The organism is Mycobacterium sp. 012931 (genome assembly GCF_000419295.1).
GTDB lineage: Bacteria > Actinomycetota > Actinomycetes > Mycobacteriales > Mycobacteriaceae > Mycobacterium > Mycobacterium marinum.
Genome location: NZ_AOPX01000001.1, coordinates 701,491 through 725,863, shown reverse-complemented (window position 1 = coordinate 725,863; position 24,373 = coordinate 701,491). Strand labels below are relative to the sequence as shown.

Annotated in this window: 22 protein-coding genes, 1 tRNA gene and 2 pseudogenes; 8 read left to right on the top strand and 17 right to left on the bottom strand. The window is 65.7% G+C overall.

The window, feature by feature from the left end; genetic code table 11:
- Positions 1–7 precede the first annotated feature (7 nt).
- Together MMSP_RS03215 and cwsA are read right to left on the bottom strand one after the other, a co-directional pair.
- On the bottom strand, positions 8–769 hold the full coding sequence (locus MMSP_RS03215; protein ID WP_020785456.1) for a MerR family transcriptional regulator: 762 nt from the start codon (positions 767–769) through the stop codon (positions 8–10).
- 110 nt (positions 770–879) lie between these two features.
- The gene (cwsA, locus tag MMSP_RS03210) at positions 880–1,308 is read right to left on the bottom strand and encodes a cell wall synthesis protein CwsA (protein WP_020785455.1); all 429 of its coding nucleotides are present in this window, start codon (positions 1,306–1,308) and stop codon (positions 880–882) included.
- 164 nt (positions 1,309–1,472) lie between these two features.
- Here cwsA and MMSP_RS03205 point away from each other — a divergent pair, with 164 nt between their 5' ends.
- Positions 1,473–2,021, top strand: coding sequence for a peptidylprolyl isomerase (locus MMSP_RS03205; RefSeq protein ID WP_015353888.1), 549 nt, complete (start codon positions 1,473–1,475; stop codon positions 2,019–2,021).
- Between the two features lie 10 nt (positions 2,022–2,031).
- Here the strand turns inward: MMSP_RS03205 and MMSP_RS03200 are convergent, their stop codons facing one another.
- Complete coding sequence (locus tag MMSP_RS03200) at positions 2,032–2,457, bottom strand: PH domain-containing protein (RefSeq protein ID WP_020785453.1); 426 nt, start codon at positions 2,455–2,457, stop codon at positions 2,032–2,034.
- Positions 2,458–2,612: 155 nt separating this feature from the next.
- Complete coding sequence (gene crgA, locus MMSP_RS03195) at positions 2,613–2,894, bottom strand: cell division protein CrgA (RefSeq protein WP_011738418.1); 282 nt, start codon at positions 2,892–2,894, stop codon at positions 2,613–2,615.
- 128 nt (positions 2,895–3,022) lie between these two features.
- On the opposite strand from crgA, the gene MMSP_RS03190 reads away from it, so the two are divergent.
- A complete protein-coding gene (locus tag MMSP_RS03190; protein WP_020785452.1) occupies positions 3,023–3,766 on the top strand; it encodes a DUF881 domain-containing protein in 744 nt (247 codons plus the stop codon).
- 37 nt (positions 3,767–3,803) lie between these two features.
- On the top strand, positions 3,804–4,490 hold the full coding sequence (locus MMSP_RS03185; protein WP_015353891.1) for an aminodeoxychorismate/anthranilate synthase component II: 687 nt from the start codon (positions 3,804–3,806) through the stop codon (positions 4,488–4,490).
- On the opposite strand, the gene pknB is transcribed toward MMSP_RS03185, so the two are convergent.
- From pknB to MMSP_RS03150, 7 genes and pseudogenes are all read right to left on the bottom strand, one after another.
- Positions 4,468–6,348 (bottom strand): Stk1 family PASTA domain-containing Ser/Thr kinase, encoded by a 1,881-nt coding sequence (gene pknB / locus MMSP_RS03180; RefSeq protein ID WP_020785451.1) that lies wholly within the window; start codon positions 6,346–6,348, stop codon positions 4,468–4,470. The genes MMSP_RS03185 and pknB overlap by 23 nt on opposite strands.
- A pseudogene (locus tag MMSP_RS03175) lies at positions 6,345–7,564 on the bottom strand (serine/threonine-protein kinase). The gene pknB and the pseudogene MMSP_RS03175 overlap by 4 nt, the downstream one beginning before the upstream one ends.
- Positions 7,561–9,036, bottom strand: a complete 1,476-nt coding sequence (pbpA, locus tag MMSP_RS03170; protein WP_015353894.1) for a D,D-transpeptidase PbpA — start codon at positions 9,034–9,036, stop codon at positions 7,561–7,563. Before pbpA ends, MMSP_RS03175 begins: the two are co-directional and overlap by 4 nt.
- Positions 9,033–10,442 (bottom strand): FtsW/RodA/SpoVE family cell cycle protein, encoded by a 1,410-nt coding sequence (locus MMSP_RS03165; protein WP_020785449.1) that lies wholly within the window; start codon positions 10,440–10,442, stop codon positions 9,033–9,035. Before MMSP_RS03165 ends, pbpA begins: the two co-directional genes overlap by 4 nt.
- Positions 10,439–11,998 (bottom strand): PP2C family serine/threonine-protein phosphatase, encoded by a 1,560-nt coding sequence (locus MMSP_RS03160; RefSeq protein WP_015353895.1) that lies wholly within the window; start codon positions 11,996–11,998, stop codon positions 10,439–10,441. The genes MMSP_RS03165 and MMSP_RS03160 overlap by 4 nt, the downstream gene beginning before the upstream one ends.
- The gene (locus MMSP_RS03155; RefSeq protein WP_015353896.1) at positions 11,995–12,462 is read right to left on the bottom strand and encodes an FHA domain-containing protein; all 468 of its coding nucleotides are present in this window, start codon (positions 12,460–12,462) and stop codon (positions 11,995–11,997) included. Before MMSP_RS03155 ends, MMSP_RS03160 begins: the two co-directional genes overlap by 4 nt.
- 133 nt (positions 12,463–12,595) lie before the next feature.
- Positions 12,596–14,254, bottom strand: coding sequence for a DUF3662 and FHA domain-containing protein (locus MMSP_RS03150; RefSeq protein WP_020785448.1), 1,659 nt, complete (start codon positions 14,252–14,254; stop codon positions 12,596–12,598).
- A 294-nt stretch (positions 14,255–14,548) separates the two neighbouring features.
- On the opposite strand from MMSP_RS03150, the gene MMSP_RS03145 reads away from it, so the two are divergent.
- Both MMSP_RS03145 and MMSP_RS03140 read left to right on the top strand, forming a co-directional pair.
- Positions 14,549–14,631 (top strand) — tRNA-Leu (locus tag MMSP_RS03145).
- 253 nt (positions 14,632–14,884) lie between these two features.
- Entirely contained in the window at positions 14,885–15,520 is a 636-nt protein-coding gene (locus MMSP_RS03140; RefSeq protein WP_020785447.1) for a uracil-DNA glycosylase family protein, read from the top strand.
- Between the two features lie 224 nt (positions 15,521–15,744).
- Here the strand turns inward: MMSP_RS03140 and MMSP_RS03135 are convergent, their stop codons facing one another.
- The gene (locus MMSP_RS03135; protein ID WP_235065655.1) at positions 15,745–16,512 is read right to left on the bottom strand and encodes an SDR family oxidoreductase; all 768 of its coding nucleotides are present in this window, start codon (positions 16,510–16,512) and stop codon (positions 15,745–15,747) included.
- Between the two features lie 185 nt (positions 16,513–16,697).
- Between MMSP_RS03135 and yaaA the strand changes: the two genes are divergently transcribed.
- Entirely contained in the window at positions 16,698–17,450 is a 753-nt protein-coding gene (gene yaaA / locus MMSP_RS03130) for a peroxide stress protein YaaA (protein ID WP_015353900.1), read from the top strand.
- A gap of 23 nt (positions 17,451–17,473) precedes the next feature.
- Here yaaA and MMSP_RS03125 read toward each other — a convergent pair whose 3' ends face one another.
- From MMSP_RS03125 to MMSP_RS03110, 4 genes and pseudogenes are all read right to left on the bottom strand, one after another.
- Entirely contained in the window at positions 17,474–18,469 is a 996-nt protein-coding gene (locus MMSP_RS03125) for a glycine betaine ABC transporter substrate-binding protein (protein WP_020785445.1), read from the bottom strand.
- Between the two features lie 5 nt (positions 18,470–18,474).
- Positions 18,475–19,278 carry an ABC transporter permease gene (locus tag MMSP_RS03120; protein ID WP_369797343.1) on the bottom strand — a complete coding sequence of 268 codons (804 nt, stop codon included), beginning with the start codon at positions 19,276–19,278 and terminating at the stop codon, positions 18,475–18,477.
- A gap of 2 nt (positions 19,279–19,280) precedes the next feature.
- Positions 19,281–20,480: an ABC transporter ATP-binding protein gene (locus MMSP_RS03115; protein WP_012392041.1), complete on the bottom strand. Its 1,200-nt coding sequence runs from the start codon at positions 20,478–20,480 to the stop codon at positions 19,281–19,283.
- Positions 20,473–21,102 (bottom strand): annotated as a pseudogene (locus tag MMSP_RS03110) (ABC transporter permease). The gene MMSP_RS03115 and the pseudogene MMSP_RS03110 overlap by 8 nt, the downstream one beginning before the upstream one ends.
- A gap of 338 nt (positions 21,103–21,440) precedes the next feature.
- On the opposite strand from MMSP_RS03110, the gene MMSP_RS03105 reads away from it, so the two are divergent.
- Positions 21,441–21,860 (top strand): cold-shock protein, encoded by a 420-nt coding sequence (locus tag MMSP_RS03105; protein ID WP_084472510.1) that lies wholly within the window; start codon positions 21,441–21,443, stop codon positions 21,858–21,860.
- A gap of 101 nt (positions 21,861–21,961) precedes the next feature.
- On the opposite strand, the gene MMSP_RS03100 is transcribed toward MMSP_RS03105, so the two are convergent.
- Entirely contained in the window at positions 21,962–22,921 is a 960-nt protein-coding gene (locus MMSP_RS03100; protein WP_020785441.1) for a dipeptidase, read from the bottom strand.
- 129 nt (positions 22,922–23,050) lie between these two features.
- Between MMSP_RS03100 and MMSP_RS03095 the strand changes: the two genes are divergently transcribed.
- Positions 23,051–24,364: an ammonium transporter gene (locus tag MMSP_RS03095; protein ID WP_020785440.1), complete on the top strand. Its 1,314-nt coding sequence runs from the start codon at positions 23,051–23,053 to the stop codon at positions 24,362–24,364.
- Positions 24,365–24,373: the final 9 nt, after the last annotated feature.

The window sequence follows — 24,373 nt, the reverse complement described above, 5'->3', positions numbered from 1 at the left end:
GGTCACGTCAGCCGCCGGCCCGGTTCGCGTTGGCGTGAATGGCCTCGCGACAGTAGGCCGCGAGCCCCGGCAACCCGAATGATTCGTCGTAGGTGGCGATGTACCTGGGGTCGCTCACGTACATGTCGCCCAGGTTGCGGTGAAAGGCCGGCGGGCAGTCGTAGAACCAGCGATTCACGTGGCGGCGGTGTTGCTCCGCCGCGTTCATAGCCTCCTCGGAGTCGGCCGGCAGCCCAGCGCGGAAGGCGTCGGACAAGGCCTTCTCAATGGCTTGGCCCTCGGCCTTGATCCGAACCCACTCGTCCTTGCCGTAGGACTTGGTGCGGCGTTGGGATTCCTTCCACTCCGCGGTCTCGCCCCACTTCTGCTCGGTCTCAACCCGGTAGTCGTCGAAGCCGTCACCGAAGAGTTCGCGCATGTCGTCGTCGGTCATGGGGGTGTTGGTCATGGCTTTCTCCAATGCCAGATCGATTGCCTCGACGAGGTCCTTCATCTCATCGAGTCGCGCCATGACGCGTTCGCGCTGACGAACCAGGTGGCTGACCGCATTGCCCTCGTCGAGCAGCCGCGCGATCTCGTCGAGCAGCAGCTCGAGTCGGCGGTAGACGATGACCTGGGACAGGCGCGTCAGGTCCGCCGACGTGTAAACCCGGTAACCCGAGGCCGCACGTCGACTCGGGATCAACAACCCGATTTCGTCATAGTGGTGAAGCGTGCGCACCGTGATGCCGAATCGCTCCGCGACCTGGCCCACGGTGAGTCCGTCCACCGGCGTCTCCTGCGTCACGTCGATCAGGTTGGCGCCTCACGTCGCGTGAGGGTCAAGCCGTCGTGATAGGCGGCCTAGTTGCCCGAGTCCATGGGCACGCTAAGCGAGTCCTAGGGACGCGGCTGGACGTCAACGCTGGGTGGGCGCGGGGACGGCTCGGGCTGCGACGAACGGCGCACCACGGTGAATGCCACCGCACCGCCGGCCACGACAACCACGGTGACCGCCCCGGCAATCACCCAGGGACGCTTACTGCGGCCCTGCTTGCGCCGGGCCTCCTGAATCACCTGGGGCAGATTGGCGACCACTTCTTGAGCGGCGGCCAGCTCCTGGGCAATCGCTTCCTGAGCGGCGGCAACCTCGCGGGCCAAGCGGCCCTGGGGGTACCGGCGGCGAAGCTCCGACGCGGTCGACTGCGCAGAGTGCACCCCGAGTCCCACAACACCTCGGGTCACATCCACCGGCCCCACCGCCGTGTAGGTCAGCCCGCGGGTCAGTCGCTCCCGTGGCGTCAACCGTGCTTCCGCCTGCTCGCTCATCTGCCGCCTCTCTACTGTCGTGCCAAACCGTCTTGCCAGGCCCTGGCCCAGAGCTACTCCGGTCCCTCCACAGACTGCCACCATTAGGGCGTTCGCGGGCCCATTGCCCGCACACGGCTTCCCACGAGTCGGAATGACACCGGCTGCGGCCGGGCCCGTCTGTAATGGCAGACTGTGATTCCGTGACTAACAGCCCAATTCAGACTGCAACCGCCACGCTGCGCACCAACCGCGGGGATATCAAGGTCGCCCTCTTCGGGAACCACGCTCCCAAGACCGTTGCCAACTTTGTCGGCCTTGCGCAGGGCACCAAGGAATATTCGACCCAGAACGCATCCGGTAGCACCTCCGGCCCGTTCTACGATGGCGCTGTCTTTCACCGGGTGATCCGGGGCTTCATGATCCAGGGCGGCGACCCCACCGGCACCGGCCGCGGCGGACCGGGCTACAAGTTCGCTGACGAGTTCCACCCGGAGCTGCAATTCGACAAGCCCTACCTGCTGGCGATGGCCAACGCCGGGCCGGGCACCAACGGCTCGCAGTTCTTCATCACCGTCGGCCCGACGCCGCACCTGAATCGGCGCCACACGATCTTCGGCGAGGTGAGCGACCCGGACTCACAGGGTGTGGTGGAGGCGATCGCGACGACCTCCACCGACGGCAGCGACCGGCCCACCGAACCGGTCGTGATCGAGTCGATCACTATTTCCTGACACCTTCAGCTCAACGTTTGCCGCGGCCGGCATAGCCGGCCGCGCTGAGCGCGTCGAGTACGTCGAGCGGATCGGTACCGAGATCCCACCGCGACAAGACGAACATGGCGTCGTTGTCCCCCTCGATCTCGAGCAAACGGACCGTGCGCGCATGGCGACGGAATTCGTTGATCCGGATGATCTTGATGCTGGCGGGGCGCAGCAGCTGAGTCCGAAGCCAGCCGCGGATCGCTAGGCCCTCACGCGTGATTGCCAGCTTTGGCCGCGCGCGCCACGATCCGCCCGCAAACAAGATCAGACCCAGTGCGGCAACGCCTGCCAGAATGCGCCCAGGCGGGTCTGTGACGACGGTCACAGCGGCGGTAGCCATCAAAACGCCAGCGAGCGCACAACCAGCGATTCCCGCCGTCCGCGGCGACCATTGTGTTTGCTGCATGCGCTACTTCAGCCCTCCGACCACGGGGGATACGGTTATCCACAGACGCTATCAACAGTGGGGATAAATCACACGCGTGTGATTGAACTACAAAAGAGTTGCTGGCGCGGTAACCCACCTACCCAGTAATGAATTCATTACGGGTGTGGTATGGGTCAGTGCCAGCGCATCGTGAGCAACAATCCGGTGATCATGAAAGCGAACGCGATCGCGTAGTTCCACGGACCCAGCTGAGCCATCCAATTGAGCGCCGCGGGAGCTTGACTACCGACGGCAGCCAACTGGAACACCATCAACCAGACCAGGCCGATGAGCATCAAACCGATGAACAACGCGACGAACCAGACGCTGGAAGGGCCGACCTTCACCTTCACTGGGGTGCGGCTCACCGGCTTGACGGTGAAGTCGTTCTTCTTACGGACCTTCGACTTGGGCATTGGTACCTCGAAATACCTCAACAACACAATGAGCGGGACAGGACTGCAACGATTACGGTTGCAGCATTAGGCATAGCTTTGCCACGAGACTAACCCAACCGGCCCTGTGACCAGGAAATGGAGGCGGCATGACCGATGAGCGCCGCTCGCCGTGGCGCTTCGGCGTTCCGCTGGTGTGCCTACTGGCCGGTCTGCTGCTGGCCGCCACCCACGGGGTCTCCGGCGGCGCGGAAATCCGCCGCAGCGATGCACCACGACTGGTGGACCTGGTCCGTCAGTCGCAGTCGTCGGTCAACCGCCTCAGCGCTGAGCGCGATGCCCTCACCGCGCGGATCGACGCGAACCACCTGCGGTCCTCTGATGCCGCCCTGACGGCGATGCTGCGCCGAGCCCGCGACTTGGCCAGCGAGGCCGATATGGATCCGGCGCACGGCCCGGGCCTGGTGGTCACGCTCAACGACGCGCAGCGCGACGCCAACGGCCGCTTCCTGCGCGACGCCTCCCCCGATGACCTGGTGGTGCACCAACAAGACATCGACGCCGTTCTCAACGCGATGTGGAGTGCCGGCGCCGAGGCGATTCAGATGCAGGACCAGCGCATCATCGCCAACTCGGTGGTTCGCTGCGTCGGCAACACCCTGTTGCTCAACGGTCGCACCTACAGCCCGCCCTACATCATTACCGCGATCGGTGATGCGGCCGCGATGCAAGCGGCGCTCGAGGCGGCACCACTGGTGGTCCTCTACAAGCAGTATGTGGTGCGCTTCGGTTTGGGCTACCGCGAGGAAGCCAAATCCGATGTGAATGTCGCCGGGTACTCCGAACCGGGCCGGATGCACTACGCGCAGCCGCTCGGTCCGGTGGGCTACTGAGCCGACCAGAACTCGGGCCGGACGGTAACCTGTCACGATGCCCATCCTGGTCGTCGACAACTACGACAGCTTCGTGTTCAACCTGGTCCAGTACCTGGGCCAGTTGGGTGTGCGGGCCGAGGTGTGGCGAAACGACGACCCGCGGCTCTGCGACGAGGCCGCCATCGCGGCGCAATTCGATGGGGTGCTGCTCAGCCCGGGCCCGGGCACTCCGGAACGAGCCGGTGCATCGGTGAGTTTGGTCCGGGCGTGTGCGGCGGCGCGCACGCCACTGTTGGGGGTATGCCTGGGCCACCAGGCCATCGGGGTTGCCTTCGGGGCGACCGTCGATCGGGCGCCCGAGCTGCTGCACGGTAAGACCAGCAGCGTCTATCACACAAATGTTGGCGTCCTACAAGGACTTCCGGACCCGTTCACGGCAACCCGCTATCACTCGCTGACCATCCTGCCGGACTCGCTGCCGGCCGAGCTGGAAGCCACGGCGCACACCCGCAGCGGAGTGATCATGGGAGTTCGCCACACCGAGCTGCCGATTCACGGTGTCCAGTTCCACCCCGAGTCGATCCTGACCGAGGGCGGGCACCGGATGCTGGCCAACTGGCTGGCCTACTGCGGATGGGCGCGCGACGACACGCTGGTGCGACGTTTGGAAAACGAGGTCGCCAGCGCGATCCGACCGCACCTGCCGGTGGAGGCCGGAACTACTGACCGAACTTCAGCGTGACAATGCCGTCGCGGTTCACCCCGGCACCGGCGGGCGGATTCTGATACACGACCCGGTTGTGCTGGGAACCGCCGGCGTCCACGTCGGGCCCCTTGTCCAGTGATCCCGTCCAGCCCAGCGCGCGCAACCGCGGCTCGGCGTCGGTCCAGAACATGCCGGACAGGTCGGGCATGACGAACTGATTGCCCTTGGACACCTGTAGCTCGATCACCGAATCGATCGGCACCGTGGTGCCCGCCGGCGGATTGGTGGCGATGACGCTGCCGGCAGGCTTGGGGCTATCCACCGATGCCTGACTGAACTTGGTGAACCCGTAAACGTTGAGGTTCTGTTCGGCTTCCTCAACACTTTGGCCCGCGACGTCGGGAATCTGCTTGGTCGCGGGGCCAGAGCCGACGATGATCGTGATGACGTTGGTGATCGCCGACGTCTGGTTGGCCGGCGGGTTGGTTCCGATGACCTTGCCCATCAGCTCGGGGGTCGAGGGCGACTTGGCCTCTTTGAACCTGCCGAATCCCGCCGCGGTCAGCTTCTTGACGGCCTCGGCGTAGGTCATCGAGGAGACGTCGGGGAGCTCGCGCTGCTCGGGACCGGTGGAGACGTTGATGGTGATCTGGTCGCCGGCCGACACCGAGGCGTTGGCGGCCGGGTCGGTACCGATGACGTGGTCGGGTGGGATCGTCGAGTCCGGCTTGAGCAGGGTGCGGGTCTTGAAGCCACGGTTTTGCAGCGCAGCGATGGCATCCGCCGATGCTTGGCCCCGCACATTGGGAACTTGCACGTTGCGGGTGTTGCCGCCGAACGTGTTGATGGCGATGGTGACGACGATCGTCAGTACGGCCAGCACGGCCACCACGGCCACCCAGCGGCCGACCGAGGGCGTGCTGCGGTCCCGGTCGGTGTCATCGAGTGTCTGGCGAGGCAGCGGGTCGGTGCGTGGCGCGGCCGGGCTGGACGGCGAGGACGCCGTCAGGGAGCGCCGCTCGGCGCCGGTCAGCACTTTAGGTGCCTCGGGCGCTTCGCCGTTGTGTACCCGCACCAGGTCGGCGCGCATCTCCGCGGCGGTCTGGTAGCGGTTGTCCGGGTTCTTGGCCAGGGCCTTGAGCACCACCGCATCCAGCTCGGCGGAGATCCCTTCGTGGCGTTCCGACGGCGGGATGGGGTCTTCCCGAACATGCTGGTAGGCGACCGCGACCGGGGAATCGCCGGTGAACGGTGGCTCGCCGGTCAGGATCTCGTAGAGCACGCATCCCAACGAGTAGACGTCAGATCGTGCGTCGACCGAATCGCCGCGGGCCTGCTCGGGCGACAGGTACTGCGCGGTGCCGATGACCGCCGCGGTCTGGGTGACGCTGTTGCCGCTGTCGGCGATCGCGCGCGCGATGCCGAAGTCCATCACCTTGACCGCATTGGTGGTGCTGATCATGATGTTTGCCGGCTTGACGTCGCGGTGAATGATGCCGTTTTGATGGCTGAAGTTCAGTGCGTGGCACGCGTCCGCGATGATCTCGATGGCGCGCGTCGGGGCCATCGGGCCGTCGGTGTGCACGATGTCACGCAGGGTGACCCCGTTCACGTACTCCATGACGATGTAGGGCAACGGTCCGGACGGCGTCTCGGCTTCGCCGGTGTCATACACCGCGACAATCGCCGGGTGATTGAGCGCGGCGGCGTTTTGCGCCTCCCGCCGGAAGCGCAGATAGAAGCTGGGATCGCGAGCCAGGTCAGCGCGCAGCACCTTGACCGCGACGTCGCGGTGTAGCCGCAGGTCGCGGGCGAGGTGTACCTCCGACATACCTCCGAAACCGAGGATGTCGCCCAGTTCGTAGCGGTCGGACAGGTGCTGAGGGGTGGTCATCGCTGCATCTCAAATCGGGCCAGCGCCGCACGATGCTGCGGCGTCACCGTGACATTCCAGCTGGTTGCGCTGTCCCGGTTCCCTATCGGGCGATTTCGGCCCGCATCGTCGACCAGGTCAGGCTGGTTACTTTGCAGTCCAGGATTCCCTATTGATTGACCATCCGTCCAATTAAGGCGCGGCCCCTGACCGGTCGGCGTTTGGTGAGCCGTTGTGGTCTGGGTGACGGTCGGCGGCGGTGACTGTTGCTGGCTGTCGGCCCGCGAATTGATGACGATGAGCACCGCGATGATGATCGCCAGTGCGCCCAACACCCCGGCGGCCCACAGCAACGCGCGCTGGCCCGAGGAGAAGGTACGCCGGGGCTGGGTCGGGGCGGGCGCCGGCCGGCGCGCACCGCGGCGACGGCGTCGGCGAAGGGTCCCCCACTGCGGTACCGCAGGCCGGGGTTCTTGACCAGCGTGATCTCGATCAGCTCGCGCACATTCGGCGGGAGTTCGGCCGGCAGCGGCGGCGGCGGCTCTTTGATGTGCTTCATCGCCACCGTCAGAGCTCCGTCGCCGGTGAACGGACGTTTACCCGAAACCGCTTCGTAGCCAACCACTCCCAACGAGTAGACGTCGCTGGACGGGCTGGCATCCTGGCCGAGCGCCTGCTCGGGCGCGATGTACTGGGCGGTGCCCATCACCATGCCGGTCTGGGTCACCGGTGCCGCATCGACGGCCTTGGCGATACCGAAGTCGGTGATCTTGACCTGCCCGGTGGGGGTGATCAGGATGTTGCCCGGCTTGACGTCGCGGTGCACCAGGCCGGCCGCGTGGGCGACCTGCAGAGCCCGCCCGGTCTGCTCGAGCATGTCCAGCGCGTGCCGCAGCGATAGCCGCCCGGTGCGTTTGAGCACGGAGTTCAGCGGTTCGCCGTTGACCAGCTCCATCACCAGGTAGGCGGTGCGGCCCTCACCGTTCATCTGGCTTTCGCCGTAGTCGTGCACGGCGGCGATGCCGGGATGGTTGAGCATTGCGGTGGTGCGTGCCTCGGCGCGGAACCGCTCGATGAACTCGGGGTCCGACGAGAATTCCTGTTTGAGGACCTTGACCGCGACGCGCCGGCCCAACCGGCTGTCGACCGCCTCCCAGACCTGGCCCATGCCACCGGTGGCGATGAGCCGCTGCAGGCGATACCTGCCAGACAGCGTCATACCAACTCTTGGGCTCATGGTTCCCCCTGAAGCGCGGCCTCGATCACGGCCCGCCCGATCGGGGCCGCGAGCGCGCCGCCGGTCGCAGAAAGGCGATCGGCCCCATTTTCCACCAGCACCGCGACAGCAACTTTGGGAGCCTGTGCGGGGGCAAACGCGATATACCACGCGTGAGGTGGGGTATGACGGGGATCGGTGCCGTGCTCTGCGGTACCCGTCTTGGATGCGATCTGCACGCCGGGGATGGCCCCTTTCTGCTGTGCGACTTGCTCGGCGCCGACCATCAGCTCTGTTAGCTTAGCGGCGACCTGCGGTGACACCGCGCGGCGCTGCTGATGTGGTGCGGTGGTGCTGATATTGGCCAGGTCGGGCCCTTTGAGGCTGTCGACCAGGTAGGGCCGCATCACGACGCCGCCGTTGGCGATGGTCGCGGCAATCTGCGCGTTTTGCAGCGGTGTGAGCGCGACGTCCTTTTGTCCGATGCTCGACATGCCCAGTGCGGCGGCGTCCGGGATGGGTCCGACCGTGGACTCGGCCACCTGCAGGGGTACCGCGCTCGGTGGGGTGTCCAGCCCGAAGGCATGTGCCATGCTGCGCAGAGCCGCCGCGCCGGTCGAGATGCCCAACTGCACAAACGCGGTGTTGCAGGACTTGGCGAACGCCTCGCGAAGCGACACGGTCTGCCCACTGCCACACGGGGCACCGCCGTAGTTCTCCAGGGTCGCCGTGCTGTCGGGCAGCGGAATGTTGGCGGCGGCGGTCAGCTGGTCGTTCTCGGTGGCCCCGGCCTGCAATGCGGCGGCGGTGGTGATCACCTTGAAGGTCGAGCCGGGCGGATACGTTTCCGAAATTGCCCGATTGGTCAGCGGGGAGCTGGGATCGTCGCGCAAATCCTTCCAGGCTTCGGCCTGTGCCTCCGGATCGTGCGACGCCAGCAGGTTGGGGTCATACGACGGCGAAGAGACCAGCGCCAAGATCTTGCCGGTCGACGGTTCCAGCGCGACGACGGCGCCCTTGCAGGGCCCGCCGCAGCCCTGCTGCATGGCGTCCCACCCGGCCTGCTGGATGCGCGGGTTGATCGTGGTGTCGACGTTGCCGCCACGGGGGTCGCGGCCGGTGAAGAAGTCGGCCAGCCGGCGACCGAACAGGCGCTGGTCGGATCCGTTGAGGAGCGGATCCTCGGCGCGCTCCAGGCCGGTGCTGGAATAGCGCAGCGAGTAGAAGCCCGTCACCGGCGCGTACACCTCTGGGTTGGGATAAACCCGCAGGAAACGGAACCGGCTGTCGGTGGCCACCGAGTAGGCCAGCAGCTGGCCGCCGGCGGTGATCTGGCCGCGCTGGCGGGAGTACTCGTCGAGGAGCACCCGCTGGTTGCGGGGATCGGCTCGTAACCCGTCGGCGGTGAAGACCTGGGTCATCGTGGCGTTGAGCAGTAGTAGCACGATCAACGCCATCACGGTCACCGAGATTCGGCGCAGAGAGGCGTTCATACCCGCTCGATCACCTCTGTGCCGGCCGCCGCGATGGACGACGTATTTCGAGGGCGGGTGCGCAATGGTCGTCGGGCACCGTGGGAGATTCGCGCCAGGATGGCCAGCAGCACGTAGTTGGCCAGCAGCGACGACCCGCCGTAGGACATCCATGGTGTGGTCAACCCGGTCAGCGGGATGAGCTTGGTGACGCCGCCGACGACGATGAACAGCTGGATGGCCAGCGTTGATGCCAGACCGGCGGCCAAGAGCTTGCCGAAGCTGTCGCGGGTGGCGATCGCCGTACGTAGTCCGCGGATGATGACGATGGTGTAGAGCATCAAGATGGCGGCCAGCCCCACCAGCCCGAGCTCTTCCCCGAACGCGGCGATGATGAAGTCGGTCGACGCCGCGGGCACGGTGTCGGGCTGTCCGTTGCCCAGACCGGTACCGAAGATGCCGCCGGTCGCGAAGCTGAACAGGGCTTGCACCATTTGGTAGCCGGTGCCGTCGGGATCGGCGAACGGGTCGAGCCAGTTCTGCACCCGGACGCGGACATGGTGGAAAACGAAGTAGGCGACCACGCTTCCGGCGGTGAACAGCGTCAGCCCGATGATGACCCAACTGAACCGTTGCGTGGCCAGGTAAAGCACCACCAGGAATGACGCGTACAACAGCAGCGAGGTGCCGAGGTCCTTTTCGAAGACCATCACACCGACCGAGGCCACCCAGGCCGCCAGCAGCGGCGCGAGGTCGCGCGGGCGCGGCAGGGTCATGCCCATCAGGTGCTTGCCGGCGCTGGTGAACAGTCCGCGCTTGGCCACCAACACCGCCGAAAAGAAGATCAGCAGCAGAATCTTGGAGAACTCGGCGGGCTGGATGGAGAAGCCGGGCAACCGAATCCAGATCTTGGAGCCGTTTTCCTCAGACAAGGCCGCGGGCATTACCGCGGGGATCGCCAGCAACACCAGACCCGCCAGACCACAGGTGTAGCCATAGCGCGCCAGCTGGCGATGGTCCTTGAGAAACGTCACCACCAGCGCAAACGACGCCACCCCGACCAGAGTCCACAGCATCTGTTGGTTTGCGCTGGGATGTGCGCGGTGGCCGATCTGCTTGTCGACGAGGTCGAGCCGGTGGATCATCACCAGGCCCAGTCCGTTGAGCAGCGCCACCACCGGCAGCAGCAGCGGATCGGTGAACGGCGCGAAGCGTCTGATCGCCAGGTGCGCGAAGCCGAACAGGGTGAGGAAGGCCAGCCCGTAGCTGGCTAGGTCCCAATGGATGGCCCGGTCTTGATTGGCTTCCACGATGAATAGCGCAGCGATGGTGATCACCGCGGCGAAGCACAACAGCAGCAGTTCGGCATTTCGTCGGGTCGGCAACGGGGGCGTCACCGTTACCGGTGGCTGCAGCTGGGTCGTCATGCCACCGCCCGGCAGTCAATGCCCGGCTGCGGTGGGGGTGGCGGGAGTGCGGTCACGTTCGGCGAACTCGTCGTCGACGTCGGAGTAGGTGACGTCGGGGCCGCCGGCGAGGTACCCGCGGGCGGGGTGCTGGTAGCTGCCGTACTTCCGGAAGTCGTGGTCGGCGTGGTGCTGGCCGAGGGAGTCGGGGTGGTCGTCGACGCTGGTGAGGAGGTGACGCTGGGCTGTCCGGGTGTCTCGCTGGCGGTGCTCGGGGCAGATGATTCCGGCGGCGAGGTGGCGCGCGGCGCGGGGCAGGGTGGCAGCAGCGAGTTGGCGGCCAACTCGCGCAACTGCCCGATCGCGTTGTCGAGCGAGCCGGCGGGAAGGCCGGCCTGCACCTGTGCGCGTTCGGGTGGGCGCAGGTCGTCCAACTTCATCAGATTGCAGTCGAGATGCTCGCCGGATTGCTGATAGCTGATTTGGGACAGCTCGTTGCGTGCGTTCAGACAGCCCATGAGATACGGCTCGTGCAGGGACATGCCCAGAAACGACCCCTGAATGCCCCGCATGATCGATACGGTGCCGTTGAATTCGGCGACGTAATAGTTGTTGCGGATCACCGCACGGCTGATGAACAGGCCCGCCACCACCAGCAGCACCACCAGCGTGGCGACCAGTGCCATCCGTCGCCATGACCAGCGAGGCCGGTGAACGGTCTCGACTTGCGGCGGAACCCGCTTGACCGCCTCTTTGCGGGCGGTTATCGCCGAAGCCCGTCCTGCGGCGGTGTTGGGCAGGGTCAGCTGGTCGTCATCACCGGAGACCGCGCCGGCCAGGATCGGCTGGGTTTGTCCGTATTCGTAGTCGACGACGTCGGCCACCACGACCGTGACGTTGTCGGGACCGCCCCCGCGCAGGGCCAGCTCGATGAGACGGTAGGCGCTTTCGGCGACGTCGGGAATCTGCAGCGCTTCATGGATGGTTTCGTCGCTCACCGGATCCGACAGGCCGTCCGAGCACAGCAGATAGCGGTCGCCGGCGCGAGCTTCTCGCATGGTCAACGTCGGCTCGACCTCATGACCGGTCAGCGCACGCATGATCAGCGAACGCTGCGGGTGGCTGTGCGCCTCCTCCGCGGTGATCCGCCCCTCGTCCACCAGCGTCTGGACAAACGTGTCGTCCTTGGTGATCTGGGTCAGCTCACCGTCGCGCAGCAGGTAGCCGCGGGAGTCACCGATGTGCACCAGCCCCAGTCGGTTACCGGCAAACAGGATCGCGGTGAGTGTGGTCCCCATGCCTTCGAGCTCGGGTTCCATCTCGACTTGGGCGGCGATAGCCGAGTTGCCGGAGCGCACCGCGGCATCCAGCTTGGCCAGCAGGTCGCCGCCGGGCTCATCGTCGTCCAGATGTGCCAGCGCGGCGATGACCAACTGGGATGCCACTTCCCCGGCGGCGTGGCCGCCCATGCCGTCGGCCAGCGCCAACAGGCGTGCCCCGGCGTACACGGAGTCCTCGTTATTGGCGCGTACCAGGCCGCGATCACTGCGGGCGGCGTAGCGCAAGACTAGGGTCACGGGCGCAACTCGATTGCCGTCTTGCCGATTCGCACCGGCGTTCCCATGGGAACTCGTACCGCAGTCGTCACCTTCGCCCTGTCAAGGTAAGTACCGTTGGTCGATCCTAAGTCCTCGACGTACCACTCCGATCCTCGTTGGGAAAGCCTGGCGTGGCGCGTCGAGGCGTAGTCGTCAGTCAACACCAGGGTCGAGTCGTCCGCGCGTCCAATCAATACCGGCTGTCCACTCAAAGTTATGCGGGCGCCGGTCAGCGCCCCCTCGGTCACTACGAGATAGCGTGCCGACTGCCCGCGCCGCCGCGACGGTAAGAGCGTCCCGCGCAACGCCAGGCCGCGGCGCACCATGACGGCACCGGTCGGTGCGTAGATATCGGTCCGCAGGATCCGCAACACCGACCAGATGAAAAGCCACAGCAGCATCAAAAAACCGGCACGCGTCAGTTGCAGTACTAACCCCTGCATCTGGCGTCCTTTCCGTCCTGGCATCGGTCCTGGCACTGCCCACCCCACGCCGGTGCCGAGCACATCAGCAAGGTCACGATACTTGGACGGCGGTCGGTGCGGAGTAAAGCACGGCAGCTGTGAGCCCAGAGGGTCAGTGGATGCGGACGATTATCTCGGAATGGCCCAAGCGAATCACATCGCCGTCGGCCAACTGCCACTCCTGCACGGGCGCGTTGTTGACGGTGGTGCCGTTCGTCGAGTTCAGGTCCGCCAGCAGCGCAACCTGTCCATCCCAGCGGATCTCCAGATGGCGACGTGACACCCCGGTGTCGGGCAACCGGAACTGCGCGTCCTGCCCGCGGCCGATGATGTTGGACCCGTCGCGGAGCTGGTACGTGCGTCCGCTGCCATCGTCGAGCTGCAGGATCACCGAAGATCCGGTAGCCCCGTAGCCGCTCTGTCCGTAACCGCCGTAACCGCCGCCGGCTGGCTGGCCGTACTCGGGCGGCGCCTGACCGTAGTCGGATGGGGCCTGGCCGTAGTCGGGCGGCGCCTGACCGTAGTCGGGGGCCGCCGCTTGGCCGTACTCGTAGTCGCGACCGGCCGGGTCGGCGTATCCGGCGCCCTGCGGCGGGTAGCCGCCCGGGGAGGACGTGTCGGCGTATTGGGTGTAGTCGCCCTGGCCATACTCGGGCCGGCCGTACCCGGCGCCGACCTGCTGGTAGCCCTGGTCGTAGCCGCCACCCTGGTCGGGGTAGCCCGGGCGCTGCGCCTCAGGGGGTGCCGACGGAGCCGCGGGCGCTGAATAGGCGCCCTCGTCCTGGCGTGCGGGCTCGCGGCCGTATTCGCCGTAGCCCCCGTATCCGGGCTGACCGCCGGGCGGCTGGCCGTAGCCGCCACCCTGGCGGTAACCCTGGTCGTAGCCCTGGGCGCCGTAACCTCCGGGCGCGGGCGGACGCTGCTCATATGACGGCGGGTAGCCACCCTGCTCGGGGTAACCGCGCTGGTCGGGGTAACCGCGCTGGTCGGGGTAACCGCCCTGGTCCTGGTAGCCGCGCTGGTCGGGGTAGCCGCGCTGGTCGGGGTAGCCGCCCTGCTCGGGGTAGCCGCCCTGCTCGGGGTAGCCGCCCTGTTCCGGGTAGCCGCCCTGGTCTTGCGGGCGTGGCGGCGGGTACCCGGGCTGAGGCGGGTAACCCCCGGCCTCCGGCGGGTATCCACCACGTGGGTCGGGTCCGCCGTGCGGACCGCCGCGCGGGTCTTCTTGCGGACGGGCGTAACGCTCGTCGTAGTACTCGTCGGGCCGCCCCTGCCCCTGACCGCCGCGGTAGCTCGAGTTGTCAGTCATTGGTGGTACTCCTGGTTCTGCGCCAAACGCATCGTTCGATTGTGGCTGGGCGGAATCGTTGACTGTCGGGCGGGGCTCGACGTCGGGGTTAACAGCCCCGCGGGCGTGGAACTGGCCAGTATGCAGGCTCGATGACTGCTCGAACCGGACGACCACATCACCATAAGTTTGCCACCCCTGTTCATGGATGTAGTCCGCCAAGTACCGAGCAAATTCGCTCGACGTGAGGTGTGGATCGGCGCCCAATTCCTCAGCGTCGTGCACACTGAGGGTAATGATGTATTCGTTGGGGGCCAAAAGGCGATTTCCCGGCAGGGAGCGCACGCCGTCGGCCGCTTCCCGTCGCAACAGGGCTTCGACCTCTTGCGGGACGATCGATCCGCCGAACATCCGGGCAAATGCGTCCCCCACCGTCGACTCGAGTTTGCGCTCGATGCGCTGAACTAGCCCTTTCTGGCTACCCATCTCTTCAGTGCTCGCCTCACTGTGTTGTGGTCCATCGTTGGCGCAAGGCAAACGACTCACCCGCGGGTCGTGGTCAACAGACCATGCTATCGGGACACCGTGACCCTGGGGCACCGTGAGAACCCTGAGAATCACATCGAGACACTTCAGAGACCCAGAAGTTGGTCCGTGTACCAGGGCCGCTGGGGTCGAACTGCGGCTCGGCGGGGGTTCCCGGGGCCGACCCCCGGCCCCACCCCGCTGGCAGCGGTTGGGGTTCGGGCCTACTAAAGTGATATGGTCCTCCGGTCGTTTGGGCGAGTGGCGGAATGGCAGACGCGCTGGCTTCAGGTGCCAGTGTCCTTCGGGACGTGGGGGTTCAAGTCCCCCTTCGCCCACAGCGAGCGGTTCTATGAACCGTAGACACAAAGGTCACGGCCTCGAAAGAGGACGTGACCTTTGTGGTTTGTGGGCGTGGCTGCGGCGGGCGTCCATGGGTGGGGACTGTCGTCGTCGGATCCGCTTTTTCAGCCGTTGCGGGGTATGCGACTTGCCTGCCCGAGCGGCCCGGCTGGACGTTGTTGCTCGCCGCGGCTCAATTAGGCGGGGCGTGCCCCCGGAAGTATCTACACTCCAACCGTGGGTCCGAGCGTGACCGAGGACTATGACTCATCTGCCTCGCGACGGCTGCGCAAGATCGCTCTCGACGCTGAGATCGCGGGCTGCCGGCGCTGCGAGGGCATGAACATCGCGCCCGCCACCATGTCGGCGCCCGGCTACGGCTGCGTGAGCTCACCGGTCGCGCTGATCGGGCAGAGCCTGTGCGAGAAGTGCATGGAGAGCCAGGTCCCGTTCACCGGTGGCAGCGGCGAGCTGATCGACGAGAGCATCCAGCGCGCGGGTCCGGAAAAAGAGGATGTCTTCATCAGCAACGCGGTGCACTGCCACCCGCCGAAGAACCGCTCGTCGCATCAGCATGAGATTGTCAATTGCTCGCCGTATCTGCACCGCGAACTCGAGATCGTCCGGCCGCGGCTGGTGGTTGCCTTAGGTCGCGATGCGGAACGGGTGCTGACGTTCTTCTATCCGAGCGCGCGGATTTGCGAGGAGCTCTTTGAGATTCCGCGCGGGCGACTCCCCAAGGGTGTTCCGTACATTTTCCACGTGAAGCACCCGTCCTGGATACAACGCCAGCACGACGACAATCTGGAAGCCAACTACGTGTCGAACCTGTCCGCGGCGATCCGGTGGGGCTTCGACCGCGAAGGCGAGGAAGCGACGGGCTAGGCGTGACGTGGCGTCGGCAGACGTGCAGTTTCTCGACGGCTATCCGGTCCTCTCGCGCGGTGTCCCGTGCCGCCCGGCGTGGTGCATACCGCGGGTTCCGGAGAGCTGAAATCGCCTGGGGGTGAGCAGATCCTGTCGGAAAGAAAGACATCCGGGTGCGGTGTGTCCAAGACCGGTTGTCGCAAACCGAGCCAGCTCGATTCCAACGACTGCGGTCGCGGTCCTTACGCCGAGGTGACGACCTTCTTGATCACTTTGCGGCGCAGCGTTGTCGGAAGCAACCGACCCAGCCCGACAAGTGTGCTCATGGCACGCGGGAACGAAAAGGACTCTCGGCCAGAAGATAGTGCGCGTAGAACGTGCTCTGCAGCTTCCTGTTCAGAGATTTCGCCGGGTGCGGGCATTCCGTCGCCCTCGGTGGCCTCCGTGGCAACGAATCCCGGATAGATCGACACAAATCGCACACCGCTGCCGGCATACTCAATCCGATAGGCGTCGAACAGCACCCTCAATGCGGCCTTCGCCGCCGAGTAAGGCCCCTGCAGCGGTACGGCGTACCAACCGGCCAACGAGTTGGTGTGTGCGATCACGCCCGTCCCGCGCTCAGCCATATGCCGCAACACCGGAACGAGGTAGTTGACCGCGACGTCGTAGTTGGCGTCCATGACGCTTGTGATGTCAGCAGCGTCAAGCCGGGTCAGATCAAGGGCAGGAGCGCCGCCGGCATTGAGCAACACCACGTCGATCTTGCCGTGGCGCTCTAGTACGTCGGCGACAACCGACTGTGCGGCAACCGGATCGGTGGCATCGGCCGGGTGGATCGAACAGCTGCCACCCATCTCCGCGATGGTCGCGGCGAGGCTGGCCAGCCGGTCGGTACGTCGGGCCGTCACCGCCACAGTGGCGCCCCGGCGCGCAGCCCGCTCCGCGACGCTGCGACCGATTCCGGATGAGCCGCCGACAATCAAAAACGTTGCTGACTCGACGCGCACTTTGTAGGCCCTTCGTTTGCCGATGACGGCCACTCAGCAGACTAGCGGCCGGTGGCTACCAGGCCGACGAAGACTCGCCTACCTGGGCGGGTTGGGCGGACTGCCGGTTCCGGCAAGCCCCCCGATCGCCGCGAACACCGCGTGCACCAATCCGGCGAAACCACGGCCGACTATCGTCTGCACCCGTGATTGTGCTGCTACCGCCGTCGGAGACCAAGCGGGGTGGGGGTGATGGCCCCCCACTGCGACTCGAAAAACTCGCCAACCCGGGACTGGGTGCACTGCGGGCCGCGCTGGTCGGCGAACTCGTTGATCTCGCGGCCGACCCGCCGGCGTGCAGAACGGCCCTGGGGGTCTCGCCGTCCCAGGATGCCGAGATCGAGCGCAACGCCGCGCTGCGTACCGCGCCGACGCTGCCGGCGCTGCGCCGCTACACCGGTGTCCTCTACGACGCGTTGGATGTCGATTCGCTGCGCGGCGCCGAGGCAAAGCGCGCCCGCGCTCGGCTGGCCATTGGTTCGGCATTGTTCGGGCTGTTGCGCGCCGACGATCAGGTGCCCGCCTACCGGCTTTCCGCTACTTCCAAGCTCCCGGCGAAACCCACCCTGGCCGCCCGGTGGAAGCCCCTGCTGGAGCCGTTGCTCGCGGAGTTGGCGGCCCAAGACCTGATCGTCGATCTGCGCTCCGGCTCCTATGTAGCGCTGGGACCAACATCCGGCGGGATCCACGTCAAGGTCCTCGCCGAGCATCCCGACGGCCGACGGACCGTGGTCACCCATTTCAACAAGGCATACAAGGGTCGGCTGGCCCGCATTCTGGCGAGCACGCGGGCCGAGCCCACCGATGCGGCCGCGGTCGCTGCGGTCGCCCGCAGGGCCGGCATGCAGGTGGAGCGCAGCGGAAACGAATTGACCCTCGTCGTCGCTGCGGGCGGGTGAGACCGGACGTCTGACCCAGGCCGCTAGCTGAGCAGCTTCTGTTGCAGTAGCCAGTCTTTGGCAACGATGGCCGGGTCCCGGCCATCGTTGTCCACCTGGGCGTTCAATTCCCTCATCGTGTCGTTGGTGAGCCTCGGATTGAGCTGCGCAAAGATCTCCCGAAGTTCCGGGTGATCATTGATCAGCGAGGTATCGACAACCTCGGTGAGGTTGTACAGCGGGAAGAAGTGCTTGTCGTCTTCGAGCAGACGCAGATGCAGCGCGGGGATCCGGCCGTCGGTGGTGAACACTTCGCCGAAATTGCATTCCCCTTGTGCCGTGGCGCTGTAGACGACCCCGGTGTCCAACGTGGTGATCTTCGCCAGATCCTCGAGATCAAGCCCGTAGGCGTGCAGCATCGGCACGAAACCGTCATTGCGGCTTGCGAATTCGCTTTCGATACAGAACGTGAGCGCGGAGCGGGGCAGCCTCTTGAGGTCGGAGAGCTTGGTCACCCCGAGTCGTTCGGCCTCGGACTCGCGGATGGCCAACGTGTAGGTGTTGTTCATCGGCGCCGGCGGCAACCAGGTCAGGCCGTTGACCTGATCGGCGGCGTTGACGGCTTCCCATTGCTGCTTTGCGCCCTTGATCGGGTTCTCATGGCCGAGGTAGTTGATCCAGCCGGTACCGGTGTACTCCGGTGCGATGTTCGCCTCGCCGGTGAGCAACGCCCGCCGGACCCCGAAGCTGCCGGGCGTGTTGCTGAGGTTGGTGACCCTAGCGCCCGCGGCATGCAGGACGATCGAGAGCATATTGCCGAGGATCAGCTGCTCGGTGAAGTCCTTGGCCGCGACGGTGATGGGCACGCCCTCCAGGGACTGATAGTGGCGGATGAGGCCGGGTTTGGCTTCCAGCACCGCACCGGTCGCCGAGCGCAGCCCGCAGCTGGCCACCAGGCCCACGCACAGCACCGCCAGCGCCGCGAACGCCAGCCGTCGCGCGCGCCGACATTTACTCCATCGGTGGACCGCTGCGAGCATGTGATTCACAGTCCCCTCGGTGCGGCCACCATCTCGATGAGGCGAGCCAGCCAGTCGATGAACAACGCCAGTGCCGCCACCAGAATGGCGCCGACGATCAGGGTCACCGGCTGCTGCAGCTTGATGCCGGTGGTGATCAGCTGCCCCAATCCCCCGCCGCCGGTGAACGACGCCAGCGCCGCCGTCCCGACAATCAGCACCAAGGCTGTCCGAACGCCGGCGACGATGACCGGTAGCGACAACGGCAGTTCGACACGACGCAGCGTCGAGAACGCCGACAAACCCATTCCCCGGGCGGCTTCGACGATCCGGCGATCCACGCCGTCGAGTCCGGTGACGGTGTTGGCGATGATGGGCATCGCGCCGTAGACGGTGAGGGCAACGATCGCGCCGAGCTGACCGATCCCGAACACGACCGCCCCCAGCGCGATCAGGCCGATAGCCGGCGCGGCCTGACCGAAACTGGCGACGGTGATGATCGGCTTCGAATAACGCCGCATCGGCCCTCGCGTCAATGCGATTCCCACCGGAATCGCCACCACACACGTGAGCACCGTGGCCGACAGGCTGATCACCAGGTGTTCGCGCAGCAGCTGCAACAGATGCGACACGCTCAGCGAGCGGCGCTCCGACTCGGACACATAGGCCACCGTCACATAGGCCAGCGCTCCGGCCACCGCGAAGGCACACGTGAGTGGCTGCAGCGCCCACCGCCCGAAACTCGGCCGACCTGGCGTCGTCGGGGCCGTGGGTTGGCCCTCGGCGCCGCCCTTGACGGCACCTTCGACGTTGATGTCGCTGCCGGCCACGCTCACGTGTCGGGCTCCTCAGAGTTCGCTGCACCGCGTATGTCGGCGATTGCCTCCATGATCGTCTCGACTCTAATGACGCCCTGGTAGGTATTGCGTCGGCCGGTGACGACCACGACCCCGTGTGACGAGGTCAGCATTTCGTCTAACGCGTCGTTGAGGGTCGATGCTAGGTTGACGCACTCTAGGTCGTCATCGCGGGTCACCTGGGCCAGTGCTTGGGGTTTGGCCAGCTCCTCGAGGGGCAGCCAGCGCAGCGGCCGATTCTGCCGGTCAAGCACGATGGCATGCTCCCGGTCGAGGGATCCGGCCAGTTCAACGGCTTCGGCGGGGTCGCCGCCGGCCTGCGCAACGACGGCCTCGTGCAGGTCGATGTCGCGCACCCGGGTCAGGCTGAGCTGCATGAGGGTAGCGCCGGCGCCGACGAAGCCGCGGACGAAGTCGTTGGCGGGTTCGGCGAGGATCCGTTCCGGGGTGTCGTATTGGACGACCTTGGAGCCGGTGGTCAGGATGGCGATCCGGTCACCCAGCTTGACGGCCTCGCCGAAGTCGTGGGTGACGAAGACGATGGTCTTGTGCAGCTCTTCCTGCAGCCGCAACAACTCGTCCTGTAGTCGTTGGCGGGTGATCGGGTCGACCGCACCGAACGGCTCGTCCATCAACAGCACCGGCGGGTCGGCGGCCAGGGCGCGAGCGACACCGACGCGCTGCTGCTGGCCCCCGGAGAGTTCGCGGGGGAACCGGTCGCGGTACTGGGCCGGGTCGAGGTTGACCAGGTCGAGCAGTTCGTCGATACGGGCGGCAACCCGGTTCTTGTCCCACTTGAGTAGGCGGGGAACGATGCCGATGTTGTCACCCACCGTCAGGTGCGGGAACAGTCCCGCGCCCTGGACCACGTAACCGATGTGGCGTCGAAGTTCATCGGGGTTGCGGCGGGTGACATCGTCATCGCCGATGAAGATCCGCCCGCTGGTGGGCTCGATCAGCCGGTTGATCATCTTCATCGTCGTGGTCTTTCCACAACCCGAAGGGCCTACCAACATGACGATCTCGCCCGCGCCGATCTCCAAGGTGACGTTGTCGACCGCGGGTGTGGAGCGCACGCCGTACCGCTTGGTCACCCCATCCAGCAGAATCCGGAGTCCGCTGCTCTGGGGAGCGTCGGACGTGGTCGGTTGATCAGCGGATGCGGCTTCAGGCACGTATTCCTCTCGGGGTGGTGAGACGCGCAATGACGTTGAGCACCGTGTCGAGAATGACCGCCAGGATCAGGATGCCGATGGTGGCGGCGACGATCGAGTTGGTCGCGTTGGCGCCACCCATTCGGGAGATGCCCGAGAAGATGTAGCCACCCAGACCCGGACCGAGCGCGAAGGCCACGATGGCCGCGATGCCCATCAGCATCTGGGCGGACACCCGCACGCCGGTCATGATCACCGGCCACGCCAGCGGCAATTCCAGACGCACCAGCGTGGTCAGTCGGCTCATTCCCATCCCCCGGGCCGACTCCACCAAGCCTTTGTCGACGCCGGTCAGTCCCACCACAACGTTGCGCAGAATGGGGAACACGCCAAAGAAGGTCAGCATGATCACCGACGGCAGAACGCCGAGGCCGACGATCCCGACGAGCACACCGAGCAGGGCGTAGGACGGAATCGTCAACCCGACCGCGGTCACGCCCAGCGGTGAGTTGTAGATGAGAACACCGAGAATCAGGGCTATCGCCGTCGCCAGGATCAGCGCCTATCCTACCAGGCTGATGTGCTGGTAGGCCAGAAACCACAGCACTGACCACCGATCGACTACGAAATCGTATAAACCCATGAACTCGGTAGCGGCCTCCATAATGGGGATGTAGCGCGTGCTGGACGTCATGTCGTTATTCAACCTAACCAGATCGGCACCCCATCGCGAGTCCGATGCGGCAAATCCCGGCCGGATGGGTGCGGCGCGAGGGCTCGCGTGCTCGGCTTCCAGGCGGGAGGGATCTACGCTGGTACGGTTGCGGATCCGCTGGGTCGCTGGCGGTCTTCCGGTGTCCAGAGCACGGTGAGGACGGGTTCGTTGGCGAGATTACTTGACTCGGTGAATTACTCTGGATATATGTTTGTATTCATTCGTGAGTGAGTTGAACGGGGTATTCGGCGAGGGGTACAGGGCGGATTGTTCGTTTTGACGATGTTCGTGGTTATGGGTTTATTGCTCCCGATTCCGGTGGCGAGGACGTTTTCCTGCATGCTAATGACTTGGATTTCGATCGGCTTTTGGCAAAACGCGGTACGCGGGTTTCCTTTGATATCGAGGACGGTCCTCGCGGCAAGTTCGCCACGGCAGTGCTGATCACTTCGGAAGGGTCCGGCACAGGGCTCCGGCGTTCCCTGGGGTCCGGCAGGACCGGTGCTGGGAGCAAGGCCGCTGCCTCGGACACCGATGAGTATTTCGATGTCTTCTCGGCCCAGGAATTCAAGGAAGCGGCCACCGAGATCCTCTTGGAGGCGACGCCTTCAATTACGGGTGAGCAGATTGTGCGCATCCGGGCGGCATTCGAGGGATTTGCCCGAAAACACGGTTGGATCGAATAGTCGAGCGGACGCCATTTCCGGATCCGGACCGGAGGGTGAGATGTCGACCAATCAATTGTGCGAGTATCAGTGTGGTCGCCGGAACAATCGTGGCGGGGTTGTCAGGTGGGCCAGACGCGTTGCGCCACTCGATAGAAGTTGGCGCCGAGCACCGCGTTGATGTGATCGTCGGCCCAGCCCCGGTCGGCGAGGTGCGCACCGAGTGTGAGCAGCGTTTCGGGCGCCATCCACTGGATCGGTCCCCAGCGGGTGTAGCTCTCATCGAATAGGTCCGGGTTGCGGGCCAGCTCGTCGTAGAAGTCGGCGAGATCGAAGGAGAAGTCGCTGCTGATACCGACGTGGTCGATGCCCACCAGATCGACGGCGTATTCCAGGTGTCGTGTCATGGCGTCGAGGGTGGGCGTATTGGGTCCCAGGAAAATGCCGACCCCGGTGATTCCGATGACCCCACCGGTGGCCGCGCAGGCTCGTGCTTGGTCGTCGGTGATGTTGCGCGGGTGATCCCACACCGCGCGCATGCAGGAGTGGCTGTAGACCACCGGACCGGTGGAGACCTCACACATGTCCAGTCCGGTGCGGGTGCTGCAGTGCGACCCGTCGGGCACGATGCCCACGTCGTTCATCTCGGCGACGATCGCGCGTCCCCAGCCGGTCAGGCCGGCATCGGTGGTGTCCAGACAACCGCTGCCTGCACGATTGGCGTGGTTGTAGGTCGGCAGCAGCGTGCGCACCCCGAGGTCGGCCAGGGTCGCCAGGTTGTCGAGGTTGTCGTCGAGGGGGCGGGAGTCCTCCAGGTCGAAGACCACCGCGATGCGCCCGCCGCGGGTGATGGTGGTGGCATCGCCGACGCCGGCGGCCAGCTCCAGATCGGGGTGGGCGCTGATCGCGGCGCGGTAGTGATCCAGCAGCGCTGTCGTGTCGCGGAAGCTGTGCGGCGAATACCCGGCGTTGACCGATACCAACACCGCCATGTCGTGACCGTGGTACCGGATCAGCGGTTCGACCGAGGTGTCGGTCTGTAGCGGCAGACACGTGTGCTGGTCCCACAGGAACGACGTCATACACGGATATTGCACCGCGGCCGGGGCTCGGTTTGCGGCGGCTGACTATGCCGAGATCCGCCGTCTAGCGTCTATCGGAAACATCGCGCCGATATTCTCGTGGCTGCTGACTATCGAAGGAGCGCCGAGTTGGATATCGATCCCGCCGCTACCGCGTGGCTGCTGGCCAGCACCGCACTCGTGCTGCTGATGACGCCCGGGCTGGCGATCTTCTACGGCGGCATGGTGCGCACCACCGGCGTGCTCAACATGATCATGATGAGCTTCATCTCCATACCGCTGGTCACGGTGGCGTGGTTGCTGGCCGGTTACAGCTTGGCGTTCTCCGACGGCGCGGCGCCTGGCTTCCCCGGTGGGCTGGTGGGCGGGCTGACGCATGCCGGAATGCGCGGTATCGGTCCGGCGACGGTCCATGGGTCGGTTCCCGAGTTGCTGTTCGCGACCTTTCAGCTGAGCTTTGCGATCATCACCGCCGCCCTGGTCAGCGGTGCTATCGCGGATCGGGCCAAGTTCGCGGCCTGGATGGTTTTCGTACCCGTCTGGTCGATCGCGGTGTACTCGGTTGTGGCGCACTGGGTGTGGGCGCCCAGCGGCTGGCTGGCGAAGATGGGAGTGCTCGACTACGCGGGCGGGCTGGTCGTCGAGATCGTCTCGGGTTCCTCGGCCCTTGCCCTGGCGCTGGTGCTGGGCCCACGCATCGGGTTCAAGGTTGATCCGATGCGCCCGCACAATCTGCCGTTCGTGCTGCTGGGTGTGGGACTGCTGTGGTTCGGCTGGTTTGGGTTCAATGCCGGTTCGGCGTTGGCGGCCAATGGGCTGGCCTCGGCGATCTTCCTCAACACCCTGGTCGCCGGGTGCCTGGGGATGCTGGGCTGGCTGGCAGTCGAGCAGATCCGCGACGGCAAGCCGACCACGTTCGGTGCCGCCTCGGGCGTGGTGGCGGGTCTGGTGGCGATCACGCCGTCGTGTGGCACGGTGAACACCCTGGGTGCGGCCCTGGTCGGGTTGGCGGCCGGGATCGTCTGCGCGTTCGCGATCACGGTGAAGTTCAAACTCAACTACGACGACTCGCTCGACGTGGTGGGTGTGCACTTCATCGGTGGTGTGGTGGGCGTCCTGCTGATCGGGTTGCTGGCCACCGCGGTGATGACCGACGGCGCGCGGGGTCTGTTCTACGGCGGTGGGCTGGGCCAGCTCGGCAAGCAGGCATTGGCGATGGTGGTGGTGGCGCTCTACGCGTTCACGGTGAGCTATTTGTTGGCCGCGCTGATCGAGCGGTTGATGGGGTTCCGGGTAAGCCGCGAGGAAGAGGTCAGCGGTGTCGACTTCAGCCAGCACGCGGAGACGGCCTACACCGAGGGTGTCTATGGGCATCAGCAGCTGCATCGCCCATTCTCCGGTGGGGACGCAATTCGCCCGCGCCCCAACATCGAGGACGCCTGAGCTGTCCCG